At 62.7% G+C, this 21900-nt stretch carries 19 protein-coding genes; 9 read left to right on the forward strand and 10 right to left on the reverse strand.

The annotated features are described in order from the left end of the window. The first annotated feature begins 374 nt into the window (after positions 1-374). The 3 genes from HV796_RS03765 to HV796_RS45355 are packed head-to-tail and all read left to right on the forward strand — an operon-like array spanning position 375 to position 2188. Positions 375-986 carry a MotA/TolQ/ExbB proton channel family protein gene (locus tag HV796_RS03765; protein ID WP_175225119.1) on the forward strand — a complete coding sequence of 204 codons (612 nt, stop codon included), beginning with the start codon at positions 375-377 and terminating at the stop codon, positions 984-986. Positions 987-1004: 18 nt separating this feature from the next. Next, complete coding sequence (locus HV796_RS03770; protein ID WP_175225120.1) at positions 1005-1424, forward strand: ExbD/TolR family protein; 420 nt, start codon at positions 1005-1007, stop codon at positions 1422-1424. Then, positions 1421-2188, forward strand: coding sequence for an energy transducer TonB (locus tag HV796_RS45355; RefSeq protein ID WP_175225121.1), 768 nt, complete (start codon positions 1421-1423; stop codon positions 2186-2188). The genes HV796_RS03770 and HV796_RS45355 overlap by 4 nt, the downstream gene beginning before the upstream one ends. A gap of 107 nt (positions 2189-2295) precedes the next feature. On the opposite strand, the gene HV796_RS03780 is transcribed toward HV796_RS45355, so the two are convergent. From HV796_RS03780 to HV796_RS03810, 7 genes are all read right to left on the reverse strand, one after another. Then, positions 2296-3864: a methyl-accepting chemotaxis protein gene (locus tag HV796_RS03780; protein ID WP_175225122.1), complete on the reverse strand. Its 1569-nt coding sequence runs from the start codon at positions 3862-3864 to the stop codon at positions 2296-2298. Between the two features lie 175 nt (positions 3865-4039). After that, positions 4040-5278, reverse strand: a complete 1239-nt coding sequence (locus HV796_RS03785; protein ID WP_246355667.1) for a CaiB/BaiF CoA transferase family protein — start codon at positions 5276-5278, stop codon at positions 4040-4042. Between the two features lies 1 nt (position 5279). Further along, a complete protein-coding gene (locus tag HV796_RS03790; RefSeq protein ID WP_175225123.1) occupies positions 5280-6062 on the reverse strand; it encodes an enoyl-CoA hydratase/isomerase family protein in 783 nt (260 codons plus the stop codon). Between the two features lie 172 nt (positions 6063-6234). Next, positions 6235-7524, reverse strand: coding sequence for an MFS transporter (locus HV796_RS03795; RefSeq protein WP_175225124.1), 1290 nt, complete (start codon positions 7522-7524; stop codon positions 6235-6237). Between the two features lie 282 nt (positions 7525-7806). Beyond that, positions 7807-10809 carry an FAD-binding and (Fe-S)-binding domain-containing protein gene (locus tag HV796_RS03800; protein ID WP_175225125.1) on the reverse strand — a complete coding sequence of 1001 codons (3003 nt, stop codon included), beginning with the start codon at positions 10807-10809 and terminating at the stop codon, positions 7807-7809. Between the two features lie 61 nt (positions 10810-10870). Beyond that, complete coding sequence (locus HV796_RS03805; RefSeq protein ID WP_175225126.1) at positions 10871-11662, reverse strand: 2-keto-4-pentenoate hydratase; 792 nt, start codon at positions 11660-11662, stop codon at positions 10871-10873. After that, a complete protein-coding gene (locus HV796_RS03810) occupies positions 11659-12879 on the reverse strand; it encodes a pyridoxal-phosphate-dependent aminotransferase family protein (RefSeq protein WP_175225127.1) in 1221 nt (406 codons plus the stop codon). Before HV796_RS03810 ends, HV796_RS03805 begins: the two co-directional genes overlap by 4 nt. Before the next feature lie 153 nt (positions 12880-13032). Here HV796_RS03810 and HV796_RS03815 point away from each other — a divergent pair, with 153 nt between their 5' ends. Then, positions 13033-13770, forward strand: coding sequence for a GntR family transcriptional regulator (locus HV796_RS03815; RefSeq protein ID WP_175225128.1), 738 nt, complete (start codon positions 13033-13035; stop codon positions 13768-13770). 41 nt (positions 13771-13811) lie between these two features. Here HV796_RS03815 and HV796_RS03820 read toward each other — a convergent pair whose 3' ends face one another. The 3 genes from HV796_RS03820 to HV796_RS03830 all read right to left on the reverse strand — a co-directional run bounded on the left by HV796_RS03820 (position 13812) and on the right by HV796_RS03830 (position 16921). Further along, a complete protein-coding gene (locus HV796_RS03820; RefSeq protein ID WP_217477845.1) occupies positions 13812-14240 on the reverse strand; it encodes a hypothetical protein in 429 nt (142 codons plus the stop codon). Positions 14241-14753: 513 nt separating this feature from the next. Further along, on the reverse strand, positions 14754-15443 hold the full coding sequence (locus HV796_RS03825; protein ID WP_377693056.1) for a class I SAM-dependent methyltransferase: 690 nt from the start codon (positions 15441-15443) through the stop codon (positions 14754-14756). Positions 15444-15610: 167 nt separating this feature from the next. Continuing rightward, positions 15611-16921, reverse strand: coding sequence for an MFS transporter (locus HV796_RS03830; protein ID WP_246355668.1), 1311 nt, complete (start codon positions 16919-16921; stop codon positions 15611-15613). A 144-nt stretch (positions 16922-17065) separates the two neighbouring features. Between HV796_RS03830 and HV796_RS03835 the strand changes: the two genes are divergently transcribed. From HV796_RS03835 to otnI, 5 genes are all read left to right on the forward strand, one after another. Then, positions 17066-17920 carry a FadR/GntR family transcriptional regulator gene (locus HV796_RS03835; RefSeq protein WP_246355669.1) on the forward strand — a complete coding sequence of 285 codons (855 nt, stop codon included), beginning with the start codon at positions 17066-17068 and terminating at the stop codon, positions 17918-17920. Between the two features lie 139 nt (positions 17921-18059). Continuing rightward, the gene (gene denD / locus HV796_RS03840) at positions 18060-19040 is read left to right on the forward strand and encodes a D-erythronate dehydrogenase (protein WP_175225130.1); all 981 of its coding nucleotides are present in this window, start codon (positions 18060-18062) and stop codon (positions 19038-19040) included. Positions 19041-19124: 84 nt separating this feature from the next. Next, positions 19125-20423, forward strand: a complete 1299-nt coding sequence (otnK, locus tag HV796_RS03845; RefSeq protein ID WP_175225131.1) for a 3-oxo-tetronate kinase — start codon at positions 19125-19127, stop codon at positions 20421-20423. Further along, positions 20420-21082 (forward strand): 3-oxo-tetronate 4-phosphate decarboxylase, encoded by a 663-nt coding sequence (gene otnC / locus HV796_RS03850; protein WP_175225132.1) that lies wholly within the window; start codon positions 20420-20422, stop codon positions 21080-21082. The genes otnK and otnC overlap by 4 nt, the downstream gene beginning before the upstream one ends. Positions 21083-21111: 29 nt before the next feature. After that, on the forward strand, positions 21112-21894 hold the full coding sequence (gene otnI / locus HV796_RS03855; RefSeq protein WP_175225133.1) for a 2-oxo-tetronate isomerase: 783 nt from the start codon (positions 21112-21114) through the stop codon (positions 21892-21894). Positions 21895-21900 lie beyond the last annotated feature (6 nt).

Raw genomic sequence — 21900 nt, forward strand, 5'->3', positions numbered from 1 at the left:
AAGAAACTTGTCTATAGTTAATGCTGAATTTGCACCACCGGGCTGCGTCTTTTCTCACGAGCACCAAACAGGCACCGGCAAAGTCTTAAATCGCGCTTTGCAATGAATTAGGTCTTCTTTGCAACTCTTCTGAATTGGCGATTTATCTGCTATTCGAGCGTGACATCCCATTCCGACGTCCCGCCAGAACCCGTGGCTGCGCGCTCCGTTGCGTTCAGCAAGTCATCGCGCGTGGTCAAACAACCCATGCCGCGTTCGGCTGGTACGCCCCTTGCATTGCTCGCAACGCATTTGAGCCGGCCACCCACGAGGGAACCGACAACAAGAAACCCTGCCGTTATGCAACGGCCGTTATGTGCCAACAGGAGTCCGCAGTGCTGAACACGCTTATCAACTACTCGATCCAGTCGATGGGGCTCATCCCCCTGCTCGCGCTCATCTTTCTGATCGGCATGGCGATCATCATCGAACGCTTTATGTTCTTTTCGCGAGCGGTACGCGCCGGCAATACGCTCGAGCACGATCTGAAGCTCGTCGAGCCGACCAACCTCGACGACGCCGCAAAGGTCGTCAATCACTACAGCCAGACCGTGCAGGCCGAACTCGTCAGAACGGCGATGAAGGCGAAGGGCAAGAGCGAAGCCGTCGTCGAACGCGAGATCGAAGAAACCATCATGTTCCAGTTGCCGCGCCTCGACCGCAACCTATGGATTCTGGACACCGCTGTCACGCTTGGGCCGCTGCTCGGGTTGCTCGGCACGATCATCGGCATGGTCGAATCGTTCAATGTGCTCGGTACGAGCGGCACCGCGAATCCGAACGGCGTGACAGGCGGGATCGGCCACGCACTCACCGCGACCGCATGCGGCCTGACGATCGCGATCATCTGCGTCGTCTTTCTCAACTACTTCAACAAGCGGATCCGGATGACGGTCAACCAGTTCGACCTGATCAAGTCGCTGCTCGTGTCGCGCTTTGCCTCGTAAGCACCCCAGGAGAGAATCATGCGCAACCATCGCAGCCACTATCTCGGCGGAGAGGAAAAGGCCCGCATCGAGATCATCCCGATGATCGACATCATGATGTTCCTGCTGGTGTTCTTCATGCTTGCGACGCTGAAGATGATCCAGGGCACGGGTATCAAGCTTGACTTGCCGCAATCGAGTACCGCCGAGCAATTGCAGCAAACGGTCAAAGTATCGATTGGCGTGACGAAGAACGATCAGCTTTATCTGGACGCGAAAGAGATCACGCCGGAAGCGCTCAGCGCACATCTGCAAGGGCTGGTGCACGACTCGAAAAAAGTCGACGTCGCGATCGCCGGCGATGAAGGCACGAGCTACAAAAACATCGTCAAGGTGATGGACCTAGTGCGCGCGGCGGGCATCAGTTCGGTTGCTCTGGCCACGAATCCGACGACATGAACGCGCCGCCCATCGATATGAACGAACCGCAACAGCCTCTGTCCGGCGCGCTTTGGGCTTCGTCCGCGCCCGCGCGTCACAGCGGCTTTTCGATGAAGACCGCGGCCGGGGTGGCGCTACTGGTTGAAGTGTTGCTGATCGCGGGCTTATCGCAGGTGAAGTTCGAGCAGGCGCCACCCCCGCCGCCGAAGGAAATGCGTGTGCGGATGGCACCGCCTCCGCCGCCTGAGGTCAAGAAGCTGGAGCCACCGCCCGCCCCTCCTGTGCCGCAAAACCCTGTGCAAAAGACGGTACAGCCCAAGCCATTGCCGACACCGAAGCCGCCGCCCGCGAAACCTGCGGCAGCGCCCAAGGAAGCGGTGATTCCGGCCGCCGCCGACCCTGCGCCGAATGCGCCGGCACTGGCCACGGCGCCCGCGACATCGGCACCGTCGACACCGACCGCCGCGGTAGGGACGGCGCCGACTGCACCGCCCGCGCTGCATGGTGTGGTCGACGGCCGTGGCCATTGCCAGTCGGTACAGCCGCAAATTCCGCAAAAGGCGCTGCAGGAAGGCATTTCCGCGGATGTGATCGCGCATCTGTCGATCAACACGGATGGCAGCGTTGGTGACGTGAAGATCGTCCGTGTCACGCCGCCTACGTCCGTGTTCAACCAGGCGGTCATTGCGGCTGGGCGCGCGTACAGGTGCGAGAAAAACGCGGAGCCTTACGTGGGTGAAGTGGAGTTTTCGTTCAAGACGACTGCGGCCGATGGCGAGTAGTGCAATCATCGTCGCGCAAATCGTGGCGAGAGCGTCGGCGCTCGCTACGCTCCGCTGATTCGGATATTCGCGCGCTGGCTATAAGCCTGTAAGCCGGCGCGCGAATGCTAGTGGCGCGCCGCCCCCAACTCAAATATGGCCACCGCCGCATTCAACCGGTTCGCCTGATCCTCCAGCGCTCCCGCGGCGGCCGCGGCCTGTTCCACCAAAGCCGCATTCTGCTGCGTGACCTGATCCATCTGCGCGATGGCGACATTGATCTGCCCGATCCCCGCGCTTTGCTCGGACGATGCCGTTTCGATCTCGCTCATGATCGCGCTCACCCGCGTGATCGAATCGAGAATCTCGCGCATCGTCTCACCCGAGCGCGTCACCAGCGCCGCGCCGGATTCAATGCGTCCGGTCGATTCGCCGATCAGGTCCTTGATCTCCTTCGCCGCCGACGCACTACGCTGCGCAAGCGAGCGCACTTCGCTCGCAACGACCGCGAACCCGCGGCCGTTCTCACCTGCCCGCGCCGCTTCAACCGCGGCATTGAGCGCGAGAATATTGGTCTGGAACGCAATGCCTTCGATCACACCGACGATATCGCCGATCTTGTGCGAATCACCAACGATATTCTCCATCGCACCGACCACGTCGCGCGTCAGATCGCCGCCCTGACTCGCGAGCGAAGAGGCCCCGGTTGCCAGCGAATTCGCGACCTTCGCATTGTCCGCTGTCTGCTTGAGCGTCGAACTCAGCTGTTCAATGCTCGCGACCGTCTCTTCGAGCGACGCCGCCTGCTCCTCGGTACGCTGCGACAGGTTCGCATTGCCGGCGGCGATCTCGCTTACGCCCGTGTGAATCGACTGCACGCCGCCGCGCACATTGCCAACGGTTGAGATCAGCGACTCCTGCATGCGCTTTAGCGCCGCCGTCAGCACACCCATTTCATTGCTGCTCTCGACGACGATCTTGCCGCTGAGATCGCCCGCCGAAATGCGCTCGAAATGCGCGATCGCCGCATCGGCCGGCTTGACGATGGCACGCAGCAACACGACACGCATCAGCCACGACAGCGCAAGCGCCGCGACAAGGCCGACCGCGACCAGCATCATGACCAGACGGAACTCGTCCTGCGCTTTCCGGTAGCGATCTTCACCCTGGTCCATTTGCACCTTCTCGAGCGCGAGCATCGCCTTTTCGAATGCGCTATAGAGCTTCGGTAACTTGTACGCCTGGATCTGCAGGAACGCGTCCCTGTCGCCGGCACGCAATGCGGCCAGTCCAGGTTCAATGCCCTCCTTGAGCAACGTATTGCGCGCGGCCTGCATCAGTTGAATCTGATTGCGCGCTTCATCGCTGTCCACCGCGGCGCCGAGAAATTTCGTCAGCTTGTCATTGGAAATCTCGAGGTAGGTGTCCGAGCGCTTGAGCACCGCGTCGGCGCCCTTCGCATCGTGCAGATCGGTCAGCGACGCATAGGTCGCAAGCGCAAGACGCAGACGCAACAACTGCCCCGCGCTATTTTCCAGATTCGCGACCGCCGGCGTATCGACGGTATACGTTTGCTGAAGTGCGTGGTTTTCCGAGCGTAATGCGACGAGCCCGATGGCTGCGCCCACCATCAAGGTAATTGCGAACGCAACCACCATCAGGGTCAGGCAAGTTCTTATTGAAAGGTTCTTTGACATGATTATCCGGCGTGATCAGACCGATGCCGCATCGGATAAGTCCTCTGCGCGGCACTCCTTATGGTCATCGGCACGATGCTTACAAAACTTTAGCTTAACGTGCCGATGCCGCCCCGTAGTTGTCCCTGCGGTTGCCCCGTTATGCGACACGCCGACGTCGCGACAACCGGTAACACTATGCAGCCACTTCGCTTTCCAGCAACGCTCCCTCTTCCTTTAACGCGCGAATCCGCGCATCGTCGAAGCCATATTCCCGCAGCACCTCGCTCGTATGCTGCCCAAACAACGGCGCAGGGCGCGATTCGCGCGTGCAGCCCTCGGAAAAATGAATCGGCAGACCGAGCCCACGCATTTTTCCGGCTACCGGATGCTGCGTCTCGACGATCATCCCGCGCGCCAGCGCCTGCTCGTGTGCAACCGCTTCAGGCACTTCGAGCACCGCGCCCGACGGTAAGCCGATCTCGTCGAACATCGCAAGCCACTCGGCCGTGGTGCGCTCAACGAGTCGCGCGGTCAGAATCTCGACCAGCGCGTCACGATGCTTCAGCCGCCCCGCATTAGTCTGAAAGCGCTCATCGCGCTCAATATCCGGGATTTTCAGTACACCGATCAGCCGCTCATAGTTGCTTTGATTCGCCGCGCCGATGTTGATCCAGCCATCGCGTGTGCGGAATGCCTGATACGGCGCGCTGGTCGGGTTCGCCGAGCCGGCTTTCGGCAGCACGGTACCGTCCGCGAAATAGTTCGCGAATGCCCAGTACATCTGCTGCAAGCCCGCTTCGAACAACGACGTGTCCACCATCTGCCCGCGCCCGGTCCACTGTTTGTTCGCATAGGCGGCACAAATGCCAAGCGCGGCAAGAATACCCGCGTTGATATCGGTAACCGGTGAACCGGCCTTGATTGGTGCCTGGCCCGGCTCGCCGGTCATGCTCATCAGACCGCTCATGCCTTGCGCGATCAGATCGAAGCCGCCTTTGTCCGCGTACGGACCGCTGCGGCCAAAACCCGAAATCGCGCAGTAAATCAGACCCGGATTCGCGAGCTTCAGCGCGTCGTAGCCCATGCCGAGCTTTTCCATCGTGCCGCCTCGATAGTTCTCGGTCACCACGTCGGCGCTCGCCAGCATCTTGCGGAGCACTTCCTTGCCGCCTTCGGTCTTCAGATTCAGCGCAATGCCGCGCTTGTTGCGGTTGACGATCATGAACGAGGCCGACTCGCCGCCGTCGATGATCGGCGCAAAACGGCGGCAATCGTCGCCGCCCGGAATCTTTTCGACCTTGATCACGTCCGCGCCCATATCCGCGAGCATCATGCCGCAGATCGGCCCGGACATGATGTGCGCAAGCTCGATCACGCGCATACCGGCAAGCGGCCCGGCGCCGGGCGCGTGTTGTGAGTTCGTGTCTGTCATGTCAACGCCCCTTGAATTCAGGTTTGACCTTGTCGAGAAACGCGCGATAGCCGGTGCGGAAGTCTTCGGTGCCAAAGCATGCAAAGCCTTCGTCGCGTTCGGCCGCGGTGAGCGGCGCAGGGTCCATCGCGCGTCTGACGAACTGTTTGTGCCAGCGCGCGACGAGCGGCGCGCCGTCGGCAATTCGCCGCGCGGTCTCATACGTGTGCGCGGTCACGTCAGTATCGGGCACCACGCGCGTCACGAGGCCTTTCGTGAACGCCTCCTGTGCATCGAAGATACGCCCTTCCAGCAGAATTTCCAGCGCGACCGCTGAGCCCGCGAGACGCACGAGCCCTTCAAGCTCCGCATGCGCCATCACGAGCCCGAGATTCTTGATCGGCACGCCAAAGCGGCTCGACGTGCCGCAGATGCGCAAATCGCACATGGCCGCGATCTCAAGCCCGCCGCCGACGCAAATGCCGTGAATCATCGCGACCAGCGGATGACGGCACGCGTTGAGCGCATCGAGTGTGCGATGCATCAGCGCGCCATATACGCGCGCCTGGTCGACGTTCGAGCGATCGGTGGCGAATTCGCCAATGTCGTTGCCCGGCGAGAACGCCTTTTCGCCTGCGCCGCGCAACACGATGCAACGCAGCCCGTCGTCCGCTGACAATTCGTCGATGCGTTCGCCAAGCATGCGCCACAGGTCCTTCGTCATCGCGTTGAGCTTCGCTTCACGGTCGATCGTGACCGTCGCGATGGTCCCTTCTCGCTCGACAGAAATGGTGGGTTCAGCCATAGCGTCTCCTCGGAAATGGCACTCGCTGTTCGCTGTCACTGTTGTGTCAGGTGGCAGGAGACAGGGCTGCGCACGGCGCAAACGCCGCTGGTCCTTCATCGAGCGCATACGCGCACGCGTCAAGCGCGCCGCACGGGGCTGCGTGCGGCGCGCGAGCGCTGGGGCGCCGGCATCAGACAAACTTGCGCGCGTCCTTCGTGGTCTCTTCGTTGCCGTCGGCACCGAGCACACGGTCCGGCCGCATCGTAAAGGACAGCACAATGCCGAGCGCCATCAGCGCCATCGACACGGTGAACGGCAGATTCCAGTTGCCGGTGAGGTCGATCAGCCAGCCGCCGACCACCGGGCTGATGATCGCCGCAAGCGCCGAACCGGTGTTCATGATGCCGCTCGCGGTGCCGGCATGCTTCGGCGCGATATCCATCGGCACGGCCCACATCGGCCCGATCGTCATTTCGTTAAAGAAGAAGCCGCCTGCCAGACACAGCGCCGCCATCGTGATCGTGATGTTGGGGATCAGCATGATCGGCGCGAGCGACAGCAACGTCAGCAGCATGCAGATGCCGACCATCACGTTGCGCGCAAGACGCACGTTGCCGCTCGAACGCAGAATGCGATCGGTAATCGAGCCGCCGAGCCAGTCGCCGATCACGCCGGCGAAAAACACGCTCGACGCAAACAGCGCGGACTTCTTGAGGTCCATGTGATAGTTGTGCAGGAAGTACTGTGGAATCCAGCCGAGGAACAGCCACAGCACCCATCCATAGCAGAAGTACACGGCGGTCACGGGCGCCATGCGGCCGACCAGTGCGCGCCACGGCACCGGCGTGCGCTGCTTTGCGCCGCTATACGCGGACAGCGTCGCACATTCGGAATCCGTAATACGCGGATGCTCGCGCGGATTGTCGCGGAAGTACCAGATCCACACGACCGCCCACAAGAAACTCACGATACCGGTCACGATGAACGCGCCACGCCAGTTGGTCGCCACCATCAGCCAGACGATCAGCGGCGGCGCGACGGCATTGCCGATCCGGGAAGCCGCATGCGTGATGCCTTGTGCGAATCCGCGCTGGTCGGCGCGCATCCAGTTCGACATTGCGCGCGTCGCGGTCGGGAACGTTGCACCCTCGCCGAGACCGAGCAGCAAGCGCGCGACAATCATCGACGCGAAACCGCCCGCGAGGCCGGTCAGCACGGTTGCGCCCGCCCAGATCACCGCGCAGATGCCCAGCGTGCGGCGCGGCCCGAAACGGTCGCCCACCCAGCCGCCGATAATCTGGAAGATCAGGTACGGATACGCGAACGCGGAAAACACAAAACCGACTTGCGTGTGATTCAGGCCCAGTTCCGCGCCGAACTGGCTGGCGGCGGTGCTGACGTTGACCCGGTCGATATACGTGATGAAATACATCGCGCAGAGAAGCAATAGAACGCGCGTCGTGGCTCGACGGAACATCATCCTCTCCTATAGTTGTGTGCGAAGTCCCGGGACGTGCGGGCGCACACCGAAGGCATCGAAAAGCGGACAGCGAAAGCACGGCGGCGCCGAGCGCGCGCCGTTACCGCGTACGTCCCGGCATGGGGCTCTGCAGGCCGCCACGCATGTGTCCGGACAGGCCACCGGGATGGGGATTGCAACGTCGTGTCATCGCTTTGTCTCCTGATTACTCATACTGTTTGCTTATCCTCTGATCGGGTGGTCTCTTCCCGCTGCTGCGACTTGTTGTTAATCAGTGATCCTCTACTCCAGCGCCGCCTCAAGCACGCGTGCGACATGCAGCGCCTCGGCCTGCGCGCCGTCGGCGATCTGATGGCGGCAGCTCGTGCCATCCGCGACAATCAACGCATCGCCCGCCTGTCTAACCGCCGGCAACAGCGACAGTTCCGCCATCGCCTTCGATGCTTCGTAGTGCTCGGCCTCGTAGCCGAAGCTCCCTGCCATTCCGCAGCAAGACGATTCGATCGTTTCGACCTTCAGCCCCGGAATCCAGCCGAGCACCGTCTGCACCGGACGCACAGCATCGAATGCCTTCTGGTGGCAATGCCCATGCAGCAACGCCTTGCCGGTCTCGAGCCGCTTGAGCGGCAACTTCAGACGCCCCGCATCATGCTCCCGCACGAGAAACTCCTCGAACAGGAACGACGACTTCGCGAGGCGCTGTGCCGCGTCGCCATATCCGTAGCCGAGAAACTCGTCACGCAGCGACAGCAGGCACGACGGCTCGAGGCCGACGATCGCCACGCCGCGGTCCACGTACGGCAGCAGCGCATCGAGTGCACGGCGCGCTTCGGCCTTGGCCTCATCGACGAGCCCCGCCGACAGGAACGTTCGGCCGCAGCACAGCGGCCGTTCACCCGCCTTGACGTTGAAGTGCACCTGATAGCCCGCTGCTTCGAGCACGCGCTGGGCGGCACGCGCGTTGTCCGGCTCCATGTAATTATTGAAGGTATCGACAAATAGCAGCACTTCTTTAGCGCCTGCTTCAAAATTCATGCGAGGCTGCGTTGCCGAAAGGAAGGGTTTCGCAAACTGTGGGAAAGAACGTTCTGTTGCGAGACCCAGGCGGGCTTTTATCCAGCGCGCAAATGGCATCTGTTCGAGCGACGGCATGCGGCTCGCATATTGCGCATAGCGCGGCAGGTAAGCAATCAGCCGCTCGCGCAGCGTCGTGCCGTGACGCGCGTTCCATGCGGCGCGCGCCTCGATCTTGATGCGCGCCATATCGACACCGGTCGGGCAATCGCGCTTGCAGCCCTTGCATGAGACGCAGAGGTCGAGCACTTCCTTGACCTCACTGCCGGCCAGCCCGTCTTCACCGAGCTGTCCCGAGATCGCCAGCCGCAGCGTATTCGCGCGGCCTCGCGTCACGTGCTGCTCGTCCTTCGTGATCCGATAGCTTGGACACATCGTGCCCGCGTCGAACTTGCGGCAGTGGCCGTTGTTATTGCACATCTCGACCGCTTTCGCGAGGCCATTTGCGCGATCGCCGCCGGAACCGGGCGCGCCTTCGTCGCCGGTGAGCGGATCGCGCGTGACATTCCATGCGGACCAGTCGAGCACCGGCTTCCACGCGCGCTCGCGATACGAAGGCGGAAAGCGGAAACTCGTTGCGTCGTCCATCTTCGGCGGATTGACGATGCGGTCCGGGCTCAGCCGGTTCTCCGGATCGAACAGCGCCTTGATGTCACGAAATGCCTGATTGATACGCGGGCCGTATTGCCATGCGACCCATTCCCCGCGGCACAGGCCGTCGCCGTGCTCGCCCGAATAGGCGCCCTTGTATTCGCGCACCATCGCGGCCGCCTCTTCGGCGATGGCGCGCATTTTCTGCGCACCGTCGCGGCGCATATCGAGAATCGGCCGCACATGCAGCGTGCCGACGCTCGCATGCGCGTACCACGTGCCTTCGGTGCCGTGCTTGTGGAACACGTCGGTCAGCCGGCTCGTATAGTCCGCGAGATGTTCGAGCGGCACCGCGCAGTCTTCGATAAACGATACCGGCTTACCGTCGCCCTTCATGCTCATCATGATGTTGAGCCCGGCCTTGCGCACGTCCCACAGCGCTTTCTGCGCGCCGGCGTCCGGCATTTCGACCACTGAGCGAGGCAAACCGAGATCGCCCATCAGTTCGACCAGTTGCGCAAGCTTCGCGAGTTGCACATCCTTGTCAGCGCCGGCAAACTCGACCAGCAGCACGGCTTGAGGATCGCCGACCAGCGCCTTTTCGACGACCGGGCGAAACGCGGGGTTCGACATCGCAAGGTCGATCATCGTGCGATCGACCAGCTCGACCGCGACGGGGCCAAGCTTCACGATATGCTGCGTCATGTCCATCGCCGCATAGAACGTCGGGAAGTTCACGACGCCGAGCGTCTTATAAGCGGGCAGCGGCGAAAGCTTCAACGTCAGCGTGCGGCTGAACGCGAGCGTGCCCTCGGAGCCGACCAGCAGGTTCGCGAGGTTCGGTTCGCCATCCTCGGTAAACGGCAACGGGTTCTGGCATTCGAACAGATCGAGGTTGTAGCCCGCCACCCGCCGCAGCACTTTCGGAATCTGCTCGCGCATCTCGTCGCGTTCGCGCTGCGCGATCTTGCGTATGTCTTCGACCAGCGCGCGCGTGCGCTCGTCGCCTGTCATCTTCGACAGTCGGGTGAAACACGCTTCGTGGCCATCGGCCAGCACCGCGTCGATCGCGTCGACGTTGTGCACCATGATGCCGTATTCCATGGAACGCGAGCCGCACGAGTTGTTGCCCGCCATCCCGCCAATCGTGCATTGCGCGCTCGTCGATACGTCGACCGGAAACCACAACCCATGCGGCTTGAGCCACGCGTTCAGATGATCGAGCACGACACCCGGCTCGACCGTAACGGTACGCGCCTGCGCGTCGAAGTGCACGATGTTGTTCAACCACTTGCTCGTATCGATCACGAGCGCTTCGCCGATCGTCTGCCCGCACTGGCTTGTGCCCGCGCCGCGCGCAAGCACCGGCGTCTTGCTGTCGCGTGCGATGTCGAGGGCGAGCCGCAGGTCCGCCTGGTCTTTGGGCACGACCACGCCAAGCGGCATGATCTGGTAGATCGATGCATCGGTCGCGTAGCGGCCACGCGCCGCCCGATCGAATAGCACGTCGCCTTTGAGTTCGGCGGCAAGACGCGCGGCGAGTGGCGTGAGCTTCGCGCGCGCGGCGGCGGGCATCAGGTGAATCGGCTGGACCAGTGCCTGGGGACGGGAGTTCAGCATCGGCATCGCAACGTTTCAGTGAGTGGGCGTTCGCTTGGGCCGGCAGGTCGGGCGTAATTCGTCAGCCAAGCGTCAATTGCACCGGCGGCAATCCATCGATCACGCCGAGCGCGACGCCCCGCTTCTCCGGAAATACCATGCCGGTGTACGAACCGGTCGTCAGCACGGTGCCAGGCTCGAACGTGAGCCCGCGCGACACACCGTGATTGATCAGCCAGCCGAGCAGCCGGCGCGGATCGCCGGCGGGATTGGCAGATGCGCCATCGAACACCGGCGCGCCATCGAACGTAAAGCTCGCGGCCGGTACGAGAAATGGGAAACGGCTGTCATACGGCACGCCTTCGCCGACGATCAACGCACCATGGTTCTGCAAATCGGCGAGCTGCCACAGCTTGTCGACATGGGGCCAACCGCTGAAGCGGCTCGTCACCACCTCGATCGCCGCATGCATCGACTCGATCGCGCCGAGCACCTGTTCGTCGCTATACGGCGCGCCTGCCGGATCGAAACGGCGGCCGAGCGCGAACGCCACTTCGAGTTCAAGCCCGGCCTGGTGGAACGCGCCGCGCGGCAGATCGACCCCGCTGCGATGCACGCAGGCGGCCGGCAACGGCGAGCCTTGAATCGGCCCGGTCGGCGACTTCGCGCCGACCTTCCATCCGCCGATCGACGCGCGCATCGCATCGAGCGTGGCGAACTGGACTGCGTAGGCATCCTCTGCGTTGGCCGGCTGCACATCGTGAGGCAGTGTATCGAGCGGCGCATGGCGCACGCGCGCGTCGACGAACACACGCGCAAGCAGCGCCGCCCGATCGGCGGCCGCCGCCTGCGCCTGGGGCTCGCGCGCCGTCATGCGGCCGCCTTCAGCGACGGCTTGGCAACGTGGCTCGTCAGATAGTCCATCGCGGCCGCGACCCCGCTCGCCTTGAGCGGCACGCCCGCGAGCTTCAGACCCATCTCGCAGCCGGACAGTGTCGCCATCAGCGTGAGGTCGTTGCATTCGCCGAGGTGGCCGATCCGGAACATGCGCCCCTTGACCTTGCCGAGGCCGGTGCCGAGCGACATGTCGAAGTGCTCGTAAATCAGCTTGCGCACCGCGTCCGCATCGACGCCTTCGGGCATGATCACGCCGGTCAGCACGGGCGAGTAGACGGCCGGGTCCGCGCACTGGATCTCAAGGCCCCACGCGGTCACCGCCGCACGGCACGCGGCCGCGAGCCGCTGATGACGCGCGAACACGTTGTCGAGCCCTTCGCCGAGAATCATCTCGAGCGATTCGGACAGCCCGTACAGCAGATTCGTGTTCGGCGTGTACGGCCAGTAGCCCTGCTTGTTCATTTCGACGATATCGGTCCAATCCCAGAACGCGCACGGTAGCTTCGCGCTCTGATGCGCCTTCATCGCCTTGGGCGAAATCGCGTTGAAACTGATGCCCGGCGGCAGCATCAAGCCCTTCTGCGAGCCCGACACCGTCACGTCGACACCCCATTCGTCATGCCGATAGTCGGCGGACGCGAGGCCTGAAATCGTATCGACCATCAGTAGCGCCGGATGGCCCGCGGCATCGATCGCGCGGCGCACCGCCGCGATATCCGACGTCACGCCCGTCGAGGTCTCGTTGTGCACGACGCACACGGCCTTGATCGAGTGATTCGAGTCGGCACGCAGACGCGCTTCGATCATGTCCGCCTGCACGCCACGGCGCCAGCCCTCGACGCCCGGCAAACCGAGAAACTCGGGTTTCAGGCCGAGGTTTTCGGCCATCTTCTTCCATAGCGTCGCGAAGTGGCCGGTCTCATACATCAGCACCGCGTCGCCCGGGCTCAGCGTGTTGCATAGCGCCGCTTCCCATGCGCCGGTGCCCGACGCCGGATAGATCACGACCGGCTGCGAGGTCTTGAAAATCTTCTTGATGCCGTCCAGCACCTTCAGCCCCAGCGCGCCGAACTCAGGGCCGCGATGGTCGATGGTCGGGTAGCTCATCGCCCGCAGAATGCGATCCGGCACGGGACTCGGCCCTGGAATCTGCAAAAAGTGACGTCCGGCTGGATGAAAGTCGAGTTTCAGCATGTTTGCGCCCTTGCATTTGAATTTTGCATGCAAAATACTGTAGCGCACCGAGCTCGTCGCGGGAACACATTTCACCCAGGTATAAACCCGCAGGCATTCTTCCTGGCCGGCCTGCGATAAAATTGCGGGCGAATCCAAACAAGAGGTCTTTGCATGCAAAATGCTGACATGCCGGAGGCAATGCTGCCGCCGTCATTGCCGAAGGTCGAACGGCAGCGTCTGCACGACACGGTGGTCGACCATCTGCGCAACTTCATCGTCGAAGGGCTGCTCGCCCCCGGCGTGAAGCTCAACGAGCGCAAGCTATGCGAGACGCTCGGCATTTCGCGCACGCCGCTGCGCGAAGCGCTGAAGGTGCTGGCCGCCGAAGGTCTGATCGACATTTCGCCGAACAAGGGCGCGACGGTCTCGCAGATGAGCGAGGCGGAAATTCGCGAGACGTTCGAACTGATGAGCGGGCTCGAGGCATTCTCAGGCGAACTCGCGTGCGAGCGCATCACGCCGGTCGAGCTCGCGGAAATCAAGGCGCTGCACTATGCGATGCTCGCGTGCCGCGCGCAGAACGACCTGTCCGGCTACTACAGCCGCAACCAGAAAATTCACGACAAGATCAATGAGGCGGCGCGCAACTCGGCGTTGCGGCAGACCTACCTGTCGATCAACCGGCGCCTGCAGGCGCTGCGGTTTCGCTCGAACTTCCAGACGCACAAGTGGGATAGCGCGATTCGCGATCACGAAGCGATGATCGAAGCACTCGAGTCACGCGACGGCAAGAAGATGGGGACCATTCTGCGCTCACATCTGCTGTCCAAGCGCGATGCGGTACTCGCGGAGCGGACCCTGTCGACGGTCCAGCCCGTACCGCACGGCGATGCGTCCGCCGATGATTGACGGCCGACGCAGCCTATCTGGAAGCGTGTAAGCGCGAATCACTACGACTGCTCATCGGGTCCGTTTTGACGGGTGGCTGCATCCTGACCGGCGCCAGCGTCCGGTCCGGTGTCGGACTCGGTGTCCAGTTGCTCGACCCACGTGCACCGCAAACCGACACCTTCAATTCTCTCCCACCGCGCGCGTAGATGCGGCGCCTTCACCACTGCGGGCGCTTCGCAATGTATTCGCCAGTCGACATCGGCGAATGAACCTGATTCACAAGCCCGCCGAATATCCTTCAGCAATGTGGCGACGTGCTGCGGCAACGGAATAACGTTGTAATCAGGTGCTGCCGGCTCCTGATCGGTCTTTCCGGAATCGCCTTCTTTTTTGATCGCGACTGTAACTTCGGGTCCAGCGTATGTATCCAATAAGTCGTACATGCGGCTGTTTCGCATTTCTTTTCTCCGCAAAGAAGAGGCTTTCATCGATGGCACATCGGCTCACGGCGCATTACGTGAATGCTTTTCACTTTCCGTTTCCACAAAACAGGTAGTGGAATCCGCTTATTCCACAACTGGCTTAACGCAGCACGCCGGTGAATTTTTACCCAACTTATGAAAATACCGAAATGAGGTACAACTACATAGTGACCGAACGCCAGTAATGGCGATTCATGTTTTTCAAAAACAAAAAAGGATTTTTCTGGAATTTTCAAAAATAACGTAACACGTTATATCCAAATCTCATTAAATCTAATGGGCACGAATAATGAATTCTCTCCGGAAAAAGCCATATGCAAAACCTTTATAGCGAATATCGCCCGCCGCGAGTGGCGCATGCGTACAAAAGCGTCACGCATGATGGCGTGACGCTTTTGTGTCGCCACGCTCAATGCGCGGCAACAGGCTTCACGAAGCGCAGCGTCATCCGGTCGGATTCACCAATCGCGGCATAACGTGCGCGATCGGCATCGCCTGCTGCGTAGGTCGGCGGCAGCGTCAGACACCCTTCGGATAGACCTTCGTATCGCGCGGATTGTCGTTAATCCCGCTGCGGCCGGCCAGTTCGAATCCCGCGGCCCGCGCATGCTGAATCACGTAATCCTCGGTCACATAGCCGCTCGCGATGGTCTGCTGCAGCGTCGTGCCCGGGTTCGCGCGATGCTCCTCGACACCCAGCACGCCACCCGGCTTGAGCGCCGTGTAGAACGCCCTCAGGTTGGCGTCAAGATCGCCGTCCTTGATCCAGTCGTGGATATTGCGAAACGTGAGAACCGCATCCGCGCTGCCCGGTGCGCCTACGCCGGTCAAACGGCCCGCATCGAGTTCGCCGACCGTCACGCCGCCGTAGTCCGCGGGATCTTGCGCAAGCTTCTGCCGGTAGCGGTCGAGCATCGGCGCGAGACGGGCCGCAAGCGCGGTGTCGGGCGTGATGTACGGTGCCTCATAGAGCTTGCCGTGCGCGCGCAGATAGGGCGCGAGAATTTCGGTGTACCAGCCCGCGCCCGGCGCGATTTCGATGACCGTTTGCCGGTCGGTCAATCCGAAGAAACGCAGCGTCTGTTCGGGATGGCGATAAACGTCGCGAGCGCGGTTCGCGTCGCTGCGTTGCGGGCCCGCGATCGCGGCTGCGAGCGACGCCGTATCGGCCGCACGCGCAACATGAAAGGCGGATGAAAAAGCGATCAAGGACGCGCTCGCCGCAACGGCGAGCACGCTACGTCGAAGAGAAAACGGGTGCGAGAGGAGGGTCACGGCGAATGGACAGGAGTGGTTTGAACGCTATCGTACCGCCTGCTGATACGAGACACCCAGCCACCCGAAATACGCCGTCGCAGCGGTGCTGTAACCCACCGCTAGCGGTTAACCACGTTACCCGGCACGATGAACGTCAACAGCGTGCCGATAAAGAGTGCGCCCGCCATCGCGTACAGGCCCAGGTTGGCGCTATGCGTCATGTCCTTGATAAAGCCGATCAGATACGGGCTGACGAAACCCGCCAGATTGCCCCACGAGTTGATCATCGCAATGCCCGCAGCCGCCGCCGAACCGCCGAGAAAAGCCGTCGGCAGGCTCCAGAACATCGGCAGCGTGCTCAGACCGCCCATCGCCGCGAGCGTGAGGCCGATCATCGCAAGCACCGGCTGCGAGCCGAACACCGCCGACATGATCAAACCGATGCCGCCGAGCACCGCAGTGAAGGCAAGGTGCCAGCGCCGTTCGCGACGACGGTCGGCGCTACGCGACACGAGCAGCATGGTGACTGCGGCGGCGCCATATGGAATGGCGGTCAACAGTCCGACATGCAGCGGGTCTTTCACGCCGGTCGACGCGATCAGCGTCGGCAACCAGAAGCCGACCGTATAGAAGCCGCAGATCAGGCAGAAGTAGATTGCGGTAAGCAGCCACACGCGGCCATTCGTGAACACCTCGCGCAGCGAAGGGTCGGCCTTGTGAGCGGAATCGGCGCGAATGTTCATATCGAGCAGCGCGCGTTCTTCAGGCGTCAGCCATTTTGCTTTCTTGATGCCGTCGGTCAGCACGAAGACCGCCGCGATGCCCGCCGCGATCGACGGCAAACCTTCGATAAAGAACAACCACTGCCAGCCTGCATGGTTCATCACGCCGCTGAACGCGTGCAGCAGATAGCCCGAAAACGGGCCGCCGATCAACCCGGAAAGCGGCACCGCCGCGGCGAATGCCGCGAACATCTTGCCGCGCCTGTGCGATGGATACCAGTACGACAGGTACAGAATCACGCCCGGGTAGAAGCCTGCTTCGGCAAGACCGAGCAGAAAGCGCATTACGTAGAACGTGGTCGGCGTGGTCACGAATGCCATGGCCGACGAAATCACACCCCATGTGATCATGATGCGCGCCATCCACAGGCGCGCGCCAACGCGATGCAGAATGATGTTGCTCGGGATCTCGACGAGAAAATACGCGATAAAGAAGATGCCGGCGCCCAGACCGTAGACCGCGTCCGAGAAATGCAGATCGGACGACATTTGCAGCTTCGCGAAACCGATATTCACGCGATCGAAGTACGCGACCAGATAGCAGAACATCAGGAATGGAACAATGCGCCACGTGACTTTTGCGTAGGTGCGCTCCTCGAATGCCAGCGCGTCACGCTGCGTTACGACCTCTACTGTTTCCGTCTGCACTGCGTTGTCTCCTTCACAGCCTCGCGATCCGGCTGTACCATCATTCCAACAATTTGTATGATAACCATATGTGTTACATATGCCGTTCCGATCATAGGTAGAAAGTGGTACGGTGTCAACGCATCGCCTATAACGACATTCAATGTGTCTTCCGTTCTCCCTAACGACATGGCTACCTCGACCACCACGCCCCGTTCCTCTGCGACGTTCGACGCGCCCGTCATCACGAATGTCGGCACACTTGCCGACCGCGTCACAGCCGTTCTGCTTGAAAAAATCAAAGGCGGCGAATTCCCGGCCGGCACACGCCTGCCAACCGAACAGGTCATCTCCGAGCGCTTCGGTGTGAGCCGCACTGTCGTGCGGGAAGCGATCTCGCGGTTAAAGTCCGATGGTCTTGTCGAAGTGCGTCAAGGCAGCGGCACGGTGGTGCGCGAACCGAACCGCACCACCGCGTTCCGCCTCGATATCGACCCGAAAAATTCAGTCGATGCGGTGCTGCGTGTCACCGAGCTGCGCCGCGGCATTGAAGCGGAAGCAGCTGCGCTCGCCGCGCAGCGCCGTACGCGCGCGCAGCTTGCCGAAATCCGGCGCGCCCTCGCTGCGATCGATACCGCGGCGAAACAAAAGCGCGACGGCGTCGACGAAGACCTCGCGTTTCATATGGCGATTTCGCGCGCGACCGGCAATCCGCTCTATCCGTCGCTGCTGGAATTCATCAGCCAGTTCACGCACGCGGCGATCCGCGTCACGCGTACCAACGAAGCGCGCCGCGACGATTTCTCCACACAGGTGCGCAACGAGCACCGCGCGCTGTTCGACGCGATCGCCGCACAGGATACGGACGCCGCGCGGCAAGCGGCGATCACGCACATCGACAACGCAGGCGCGCGCATCCAGGAGGCCGACCCGGCGTTCTGGGAAGACGTCGGCAGTGCGGCCGTACGGCCGCTGATCAACGAGGAAAAGAAAGCGGCCAAACGCGGCTCGCGCAACTGAAACGCAGCGCAAACCCCATCGGACTACTCGCCGCGCAGTTTGCCAGGCCCGTCGACATAAGATAACATCATCATACAACTTCGCGGCGGGGCTCCGCCGTGCGCAATGGTGCGTGTCCTGCATGGAAATGGAGACGAATATGAAAGTGCTGGTAACGGGTGCGGCTGGCTTCCTCGGCCGACGATTGATTAGCGCGCTGCTGGCGCGCGGTGAACTGACCGGCCCGGCCGGCAAACCGGTTGCCATCGACCGGATCGACGCGTTCGACGTGGTGCCGCTCGAAGGCATCCATGATCCGCGGGTTCGCGCAGTAACCGGCGATATCGCCGAGCCGGCACAGATCGAGCGGCTTGTCGACGCCGACACGCTTGCCGTGTTCCATCTTGCCGCGATCGTGTCGGGCCAGGCGGAACAGGAATTCGAACTCGGCATGCGCATCAACTTCGACGCCACGCGCATGCTGTTCGAGCGCATCCGCGCGCTCGGCACGCAGGCGCGCTTCGTGATGACGAGCTCGGTCGCCGTATTCGGCGGCGCGATGCCGGCCACCGTACCGGACTCGCAAGTGTGGGCGCCGCAAAGCTCGTATGGCACGCAAAAAGCGCTGTCCGACCTGATGCTCGCCGACTACAGCCGGCGCGGCTATATCGATGGCCGCAGTCTCCGGATGCCGACCATCGTCGTGCGGCCAGGCAAGCCGAACCGCGCGGCGTCGAGCTTCGCGAGCGGAATCATCCGCGAGCCGATCAACGGCGTCGACGCGGTGTGCCCAGTCGCGCCGGAAACCATTCTGTGGCTGATGTCGCCGGATCGGGCAATCGACAACCTGCTGCACGGCTACGAACTGCCGAAGGAAAAGCTGGCGCAGGCACGCGTGATCAATATGCCGGGCCTGTCGGTATCGGTCGAAGATATGCTGGCATCGCTGCGACGCATCGCCGGCGATCAGGTCGCGAACCGTGTGCGAATGGAGCGTGATCCGGCAATCGAGCGTATCGTCAATTCGTGGCCGGGCAACTTCTCGGCCGAGTACGCGCGCTCGCTTGGCTTCGTGTTCGACGCCGATTTCGACAGCGTCGTGCGCGCCTTTATCCGCGACAACGCCGCGCAACCCGCCTGATTCGACTGGACCCGCGGGCCCGGACGCAGCGGCGCTAGCGCCACGCTATCGCCGCCACGCCGGCCCAGACTTCGGAACACCACCATGACCTCCTCTCCTGCCCTGCTCGGCTGCATCGCCGACGACTTCACGGGCGCCACGGACCTCGCGAATATGCTGGTCCGCGGCGGCATGCGCACCATTCAAACGATCGGCGTGCCGAACGGCCCGCTCGACACGCCCGCGGAAGCGATCGTGGTCGCGCTGAAATCGCGCACCGCGCCGCGCGAACAGGCCGTCGCCGAATCGCTTGCGGCGCTCGAATGGTTGCAAAAGCTCGGCTGCAAGCAGTTCTACTTCAAGTATTGCTCGACCTTCGATTCGACCGACGCCGGCAATATCGGTCCCGTCGCCGACGCGCTGATGAAAGCGCTGAACGCGCCGTTCGCGATCGCGTGCCCGGCGTTTCCGGAAAATGGCCGTACCGTGTACCGCGGCAATCTGTTCGTCGGCGATCTACTGTTGAACGAATCCGGCATGCAGAACCATCCGTTGACGCCGATGACCGACGCGAACCTCGTGCGCGTGCTGCAGCGGCAAACGCGGACCAAGGTCGGCCTGCTGCGCTACGACACAGTCCAGCGCGGCGCGGCGGCGGTCAACGAAGCACGCGTCGCGTTGCAGCACGATGGCGTCGGCCTCGCGATCGCCGATGCGATCTCCGATCAAGACCTGTACACGCTTGGCGAAGCATGCGCGAACGATCTGCTGCTCACCGGCGGTTCCGGTCTCGCACTCGGCCTGCCGCGCAATTTCGAGCGCGCGGGCCTGCTGCCGGCGGCGCAAGACAGCGAACAGGTGCCGGGCGTGCACGGTTTGTCCGCGGTACTGTCGGGCAGCTGTTCGCGCGCGACGCAGGCACAGGTCGCGAACTGGCGCGATAGCGGTCGCCCTGCATTCCGCATCGATCCGCTCGCGCTCGCGCGCGGCGACAAGGTGGTCGACGCGGCGATGGCATTCGCGCAGCCGCTGCTCGCGCAGGGTCCGGTGCTTGTGTACGCAACCAGTTCGCCGGAAGAAGTCGGCGCGGTGCAACAGCAGCTTGGCACCGCCACATCGGGCGAACTGGTCGAACAGGCGCTCGCCGCGATTGCGCAGCGTATGCATGACGCCGGCGTGCGCCGCTTCGTGGTTGCAGGCGGCGAGACATCGGGTGCGGTGGTCAACGCGCTCGACGTCAAGGCACTGCAAATCGGGCCGCAGATCGATCCAGGCGTACCGGCCACCGTATCGATCGGCGCAACGCCGCTCGCGCTTGCGCTGAAGTCCGGCAACTTCGGCACCGTCGACTTCTTCAGCAAGACGCTCGGCCTATTCGACCAGTTGGCGGGAGCGCGGCAATGAGCACGACCGTCACGTCCACCGCGACAGCCGAAAGCCGCGCGCGCGAAGAGATCGCGCAGATCGGCGCCGATCTGTACACGCGCCGCTATACGGTCGGCTCGGCGGGCAACATCAGCGCACGACTCGATGACGGCTGGCTGATCACGCCGACTGACGCGTGCCTCGGCCACCTCGACCCGGCGAAAATCGCGAAGGTCAGCCGCGACGGCCAGTGGGTCAGCGGCGACAAGCCGTCGAAGACGCTCGCGCTGCATCGCAATGTGTACGACGCGAACCCCGAGATGCACGGTGTCGTCCATACGCATTCGACGCATCTGGTCGCGCTGACGCTGGCCGGCGTCTGGAAGCAGACCGATGTGCTGCCGCCAATCACGCCGTACTACGTGATGAAAGTCGGCCACATTCCGCTCATTCCGTATTGCCGGCCCGGCGACCCGAGCGTCGCCGAGCGTGTGCGCGTGCTCGCGAACGACGTGCGCGGCGTGCTGCTCGAGCGGCTCGGTCCTGTCGTCTGGGGCGCGAGCGTATCGCAAGCCGCCTGGGCGCTCGAAGAACTCGAAGAGACCGCGCACTTGTGGCTGATGACCGACCCGCGTCCCGCGCCGCTCACGGACACGCAGATCGAAGAATTGCGCACGACATTCGGCGCGCGCTGGTAACCCCCTTCACCTGGACCTGGACGACGACGATGCCACGCTTTGCCGCCAACCTGACGATGATGTACCGCGAGCACGAATTCCTCGACCGTTTCGGCGCTGCCGCGGCCGACGGCTTCAAAGCGGTCGAATATCTGTTCCCCTACGACTACCCGGCCGACCAGCTATCGGCGCTGCTCACCCAGCACGGCCTGCAGCAGGCGCTGTTCAACGCGCCGCCGGGCGACTGGGCGAAAGGCGAGCGCGGCATCGCGGCACTGCCGGGCCGCGAAGACGAGTTCAAGCGCAGCGTCGACACCGCGCTTCACTATGCGCAAGCGCTTGGCAACCGCAAGCTTCATTTCATGGCAGGACTCGTCAGCGCGGACGCCGACCGGGCGCGGCATCGCGACGTCTACGTGCGCAACCTCGCGTACGCGGCTTCGCAAGCGGCTCAGCACGGTCTGATGGTGGTGATCGAGCCGATCAACACCCGCGACATGCCCGGCTACTTTCTGAATCTGCAACGCGATGCGCAGCAGGTCTGCCGCGAAACCGGCGCGGCGAACCTCAAGGTGCAGTTCGACCTGTACCACTGCCAGATCATGGAAGGCGATCTCGCGGTGAAGTTAAAGCAGATGATGAAAGACGACATCGGGCACCTGCAGGTCGCCGGCGTGCCGGATCGTCACGAGCCCGACCTGGGCGAAGTGAACTACCCGTATCTGTTCGGGCTGATCGACGAACTCGGCTACGACGGTTGGATCGGCTGCGAATACGTGCCGAAGGGCGCGACGTCCGCCGGCCTCGGTTGGGCGAGGCAGTGGCTCGGCTAAAAGACC

Origin of the sequence: Paraburkholderia humisilvae, assembly GCF_902859855.1 — a bacterium.
In the GTDB taxonomy this organism is placed as follows: domain Bacteria; phylum Pseudomonadota; class Gammaproteobacteria; order Burkholderiales; family Burkholderiaceae; genus Paraburkholderia; species Paraburkholderia humisilvae.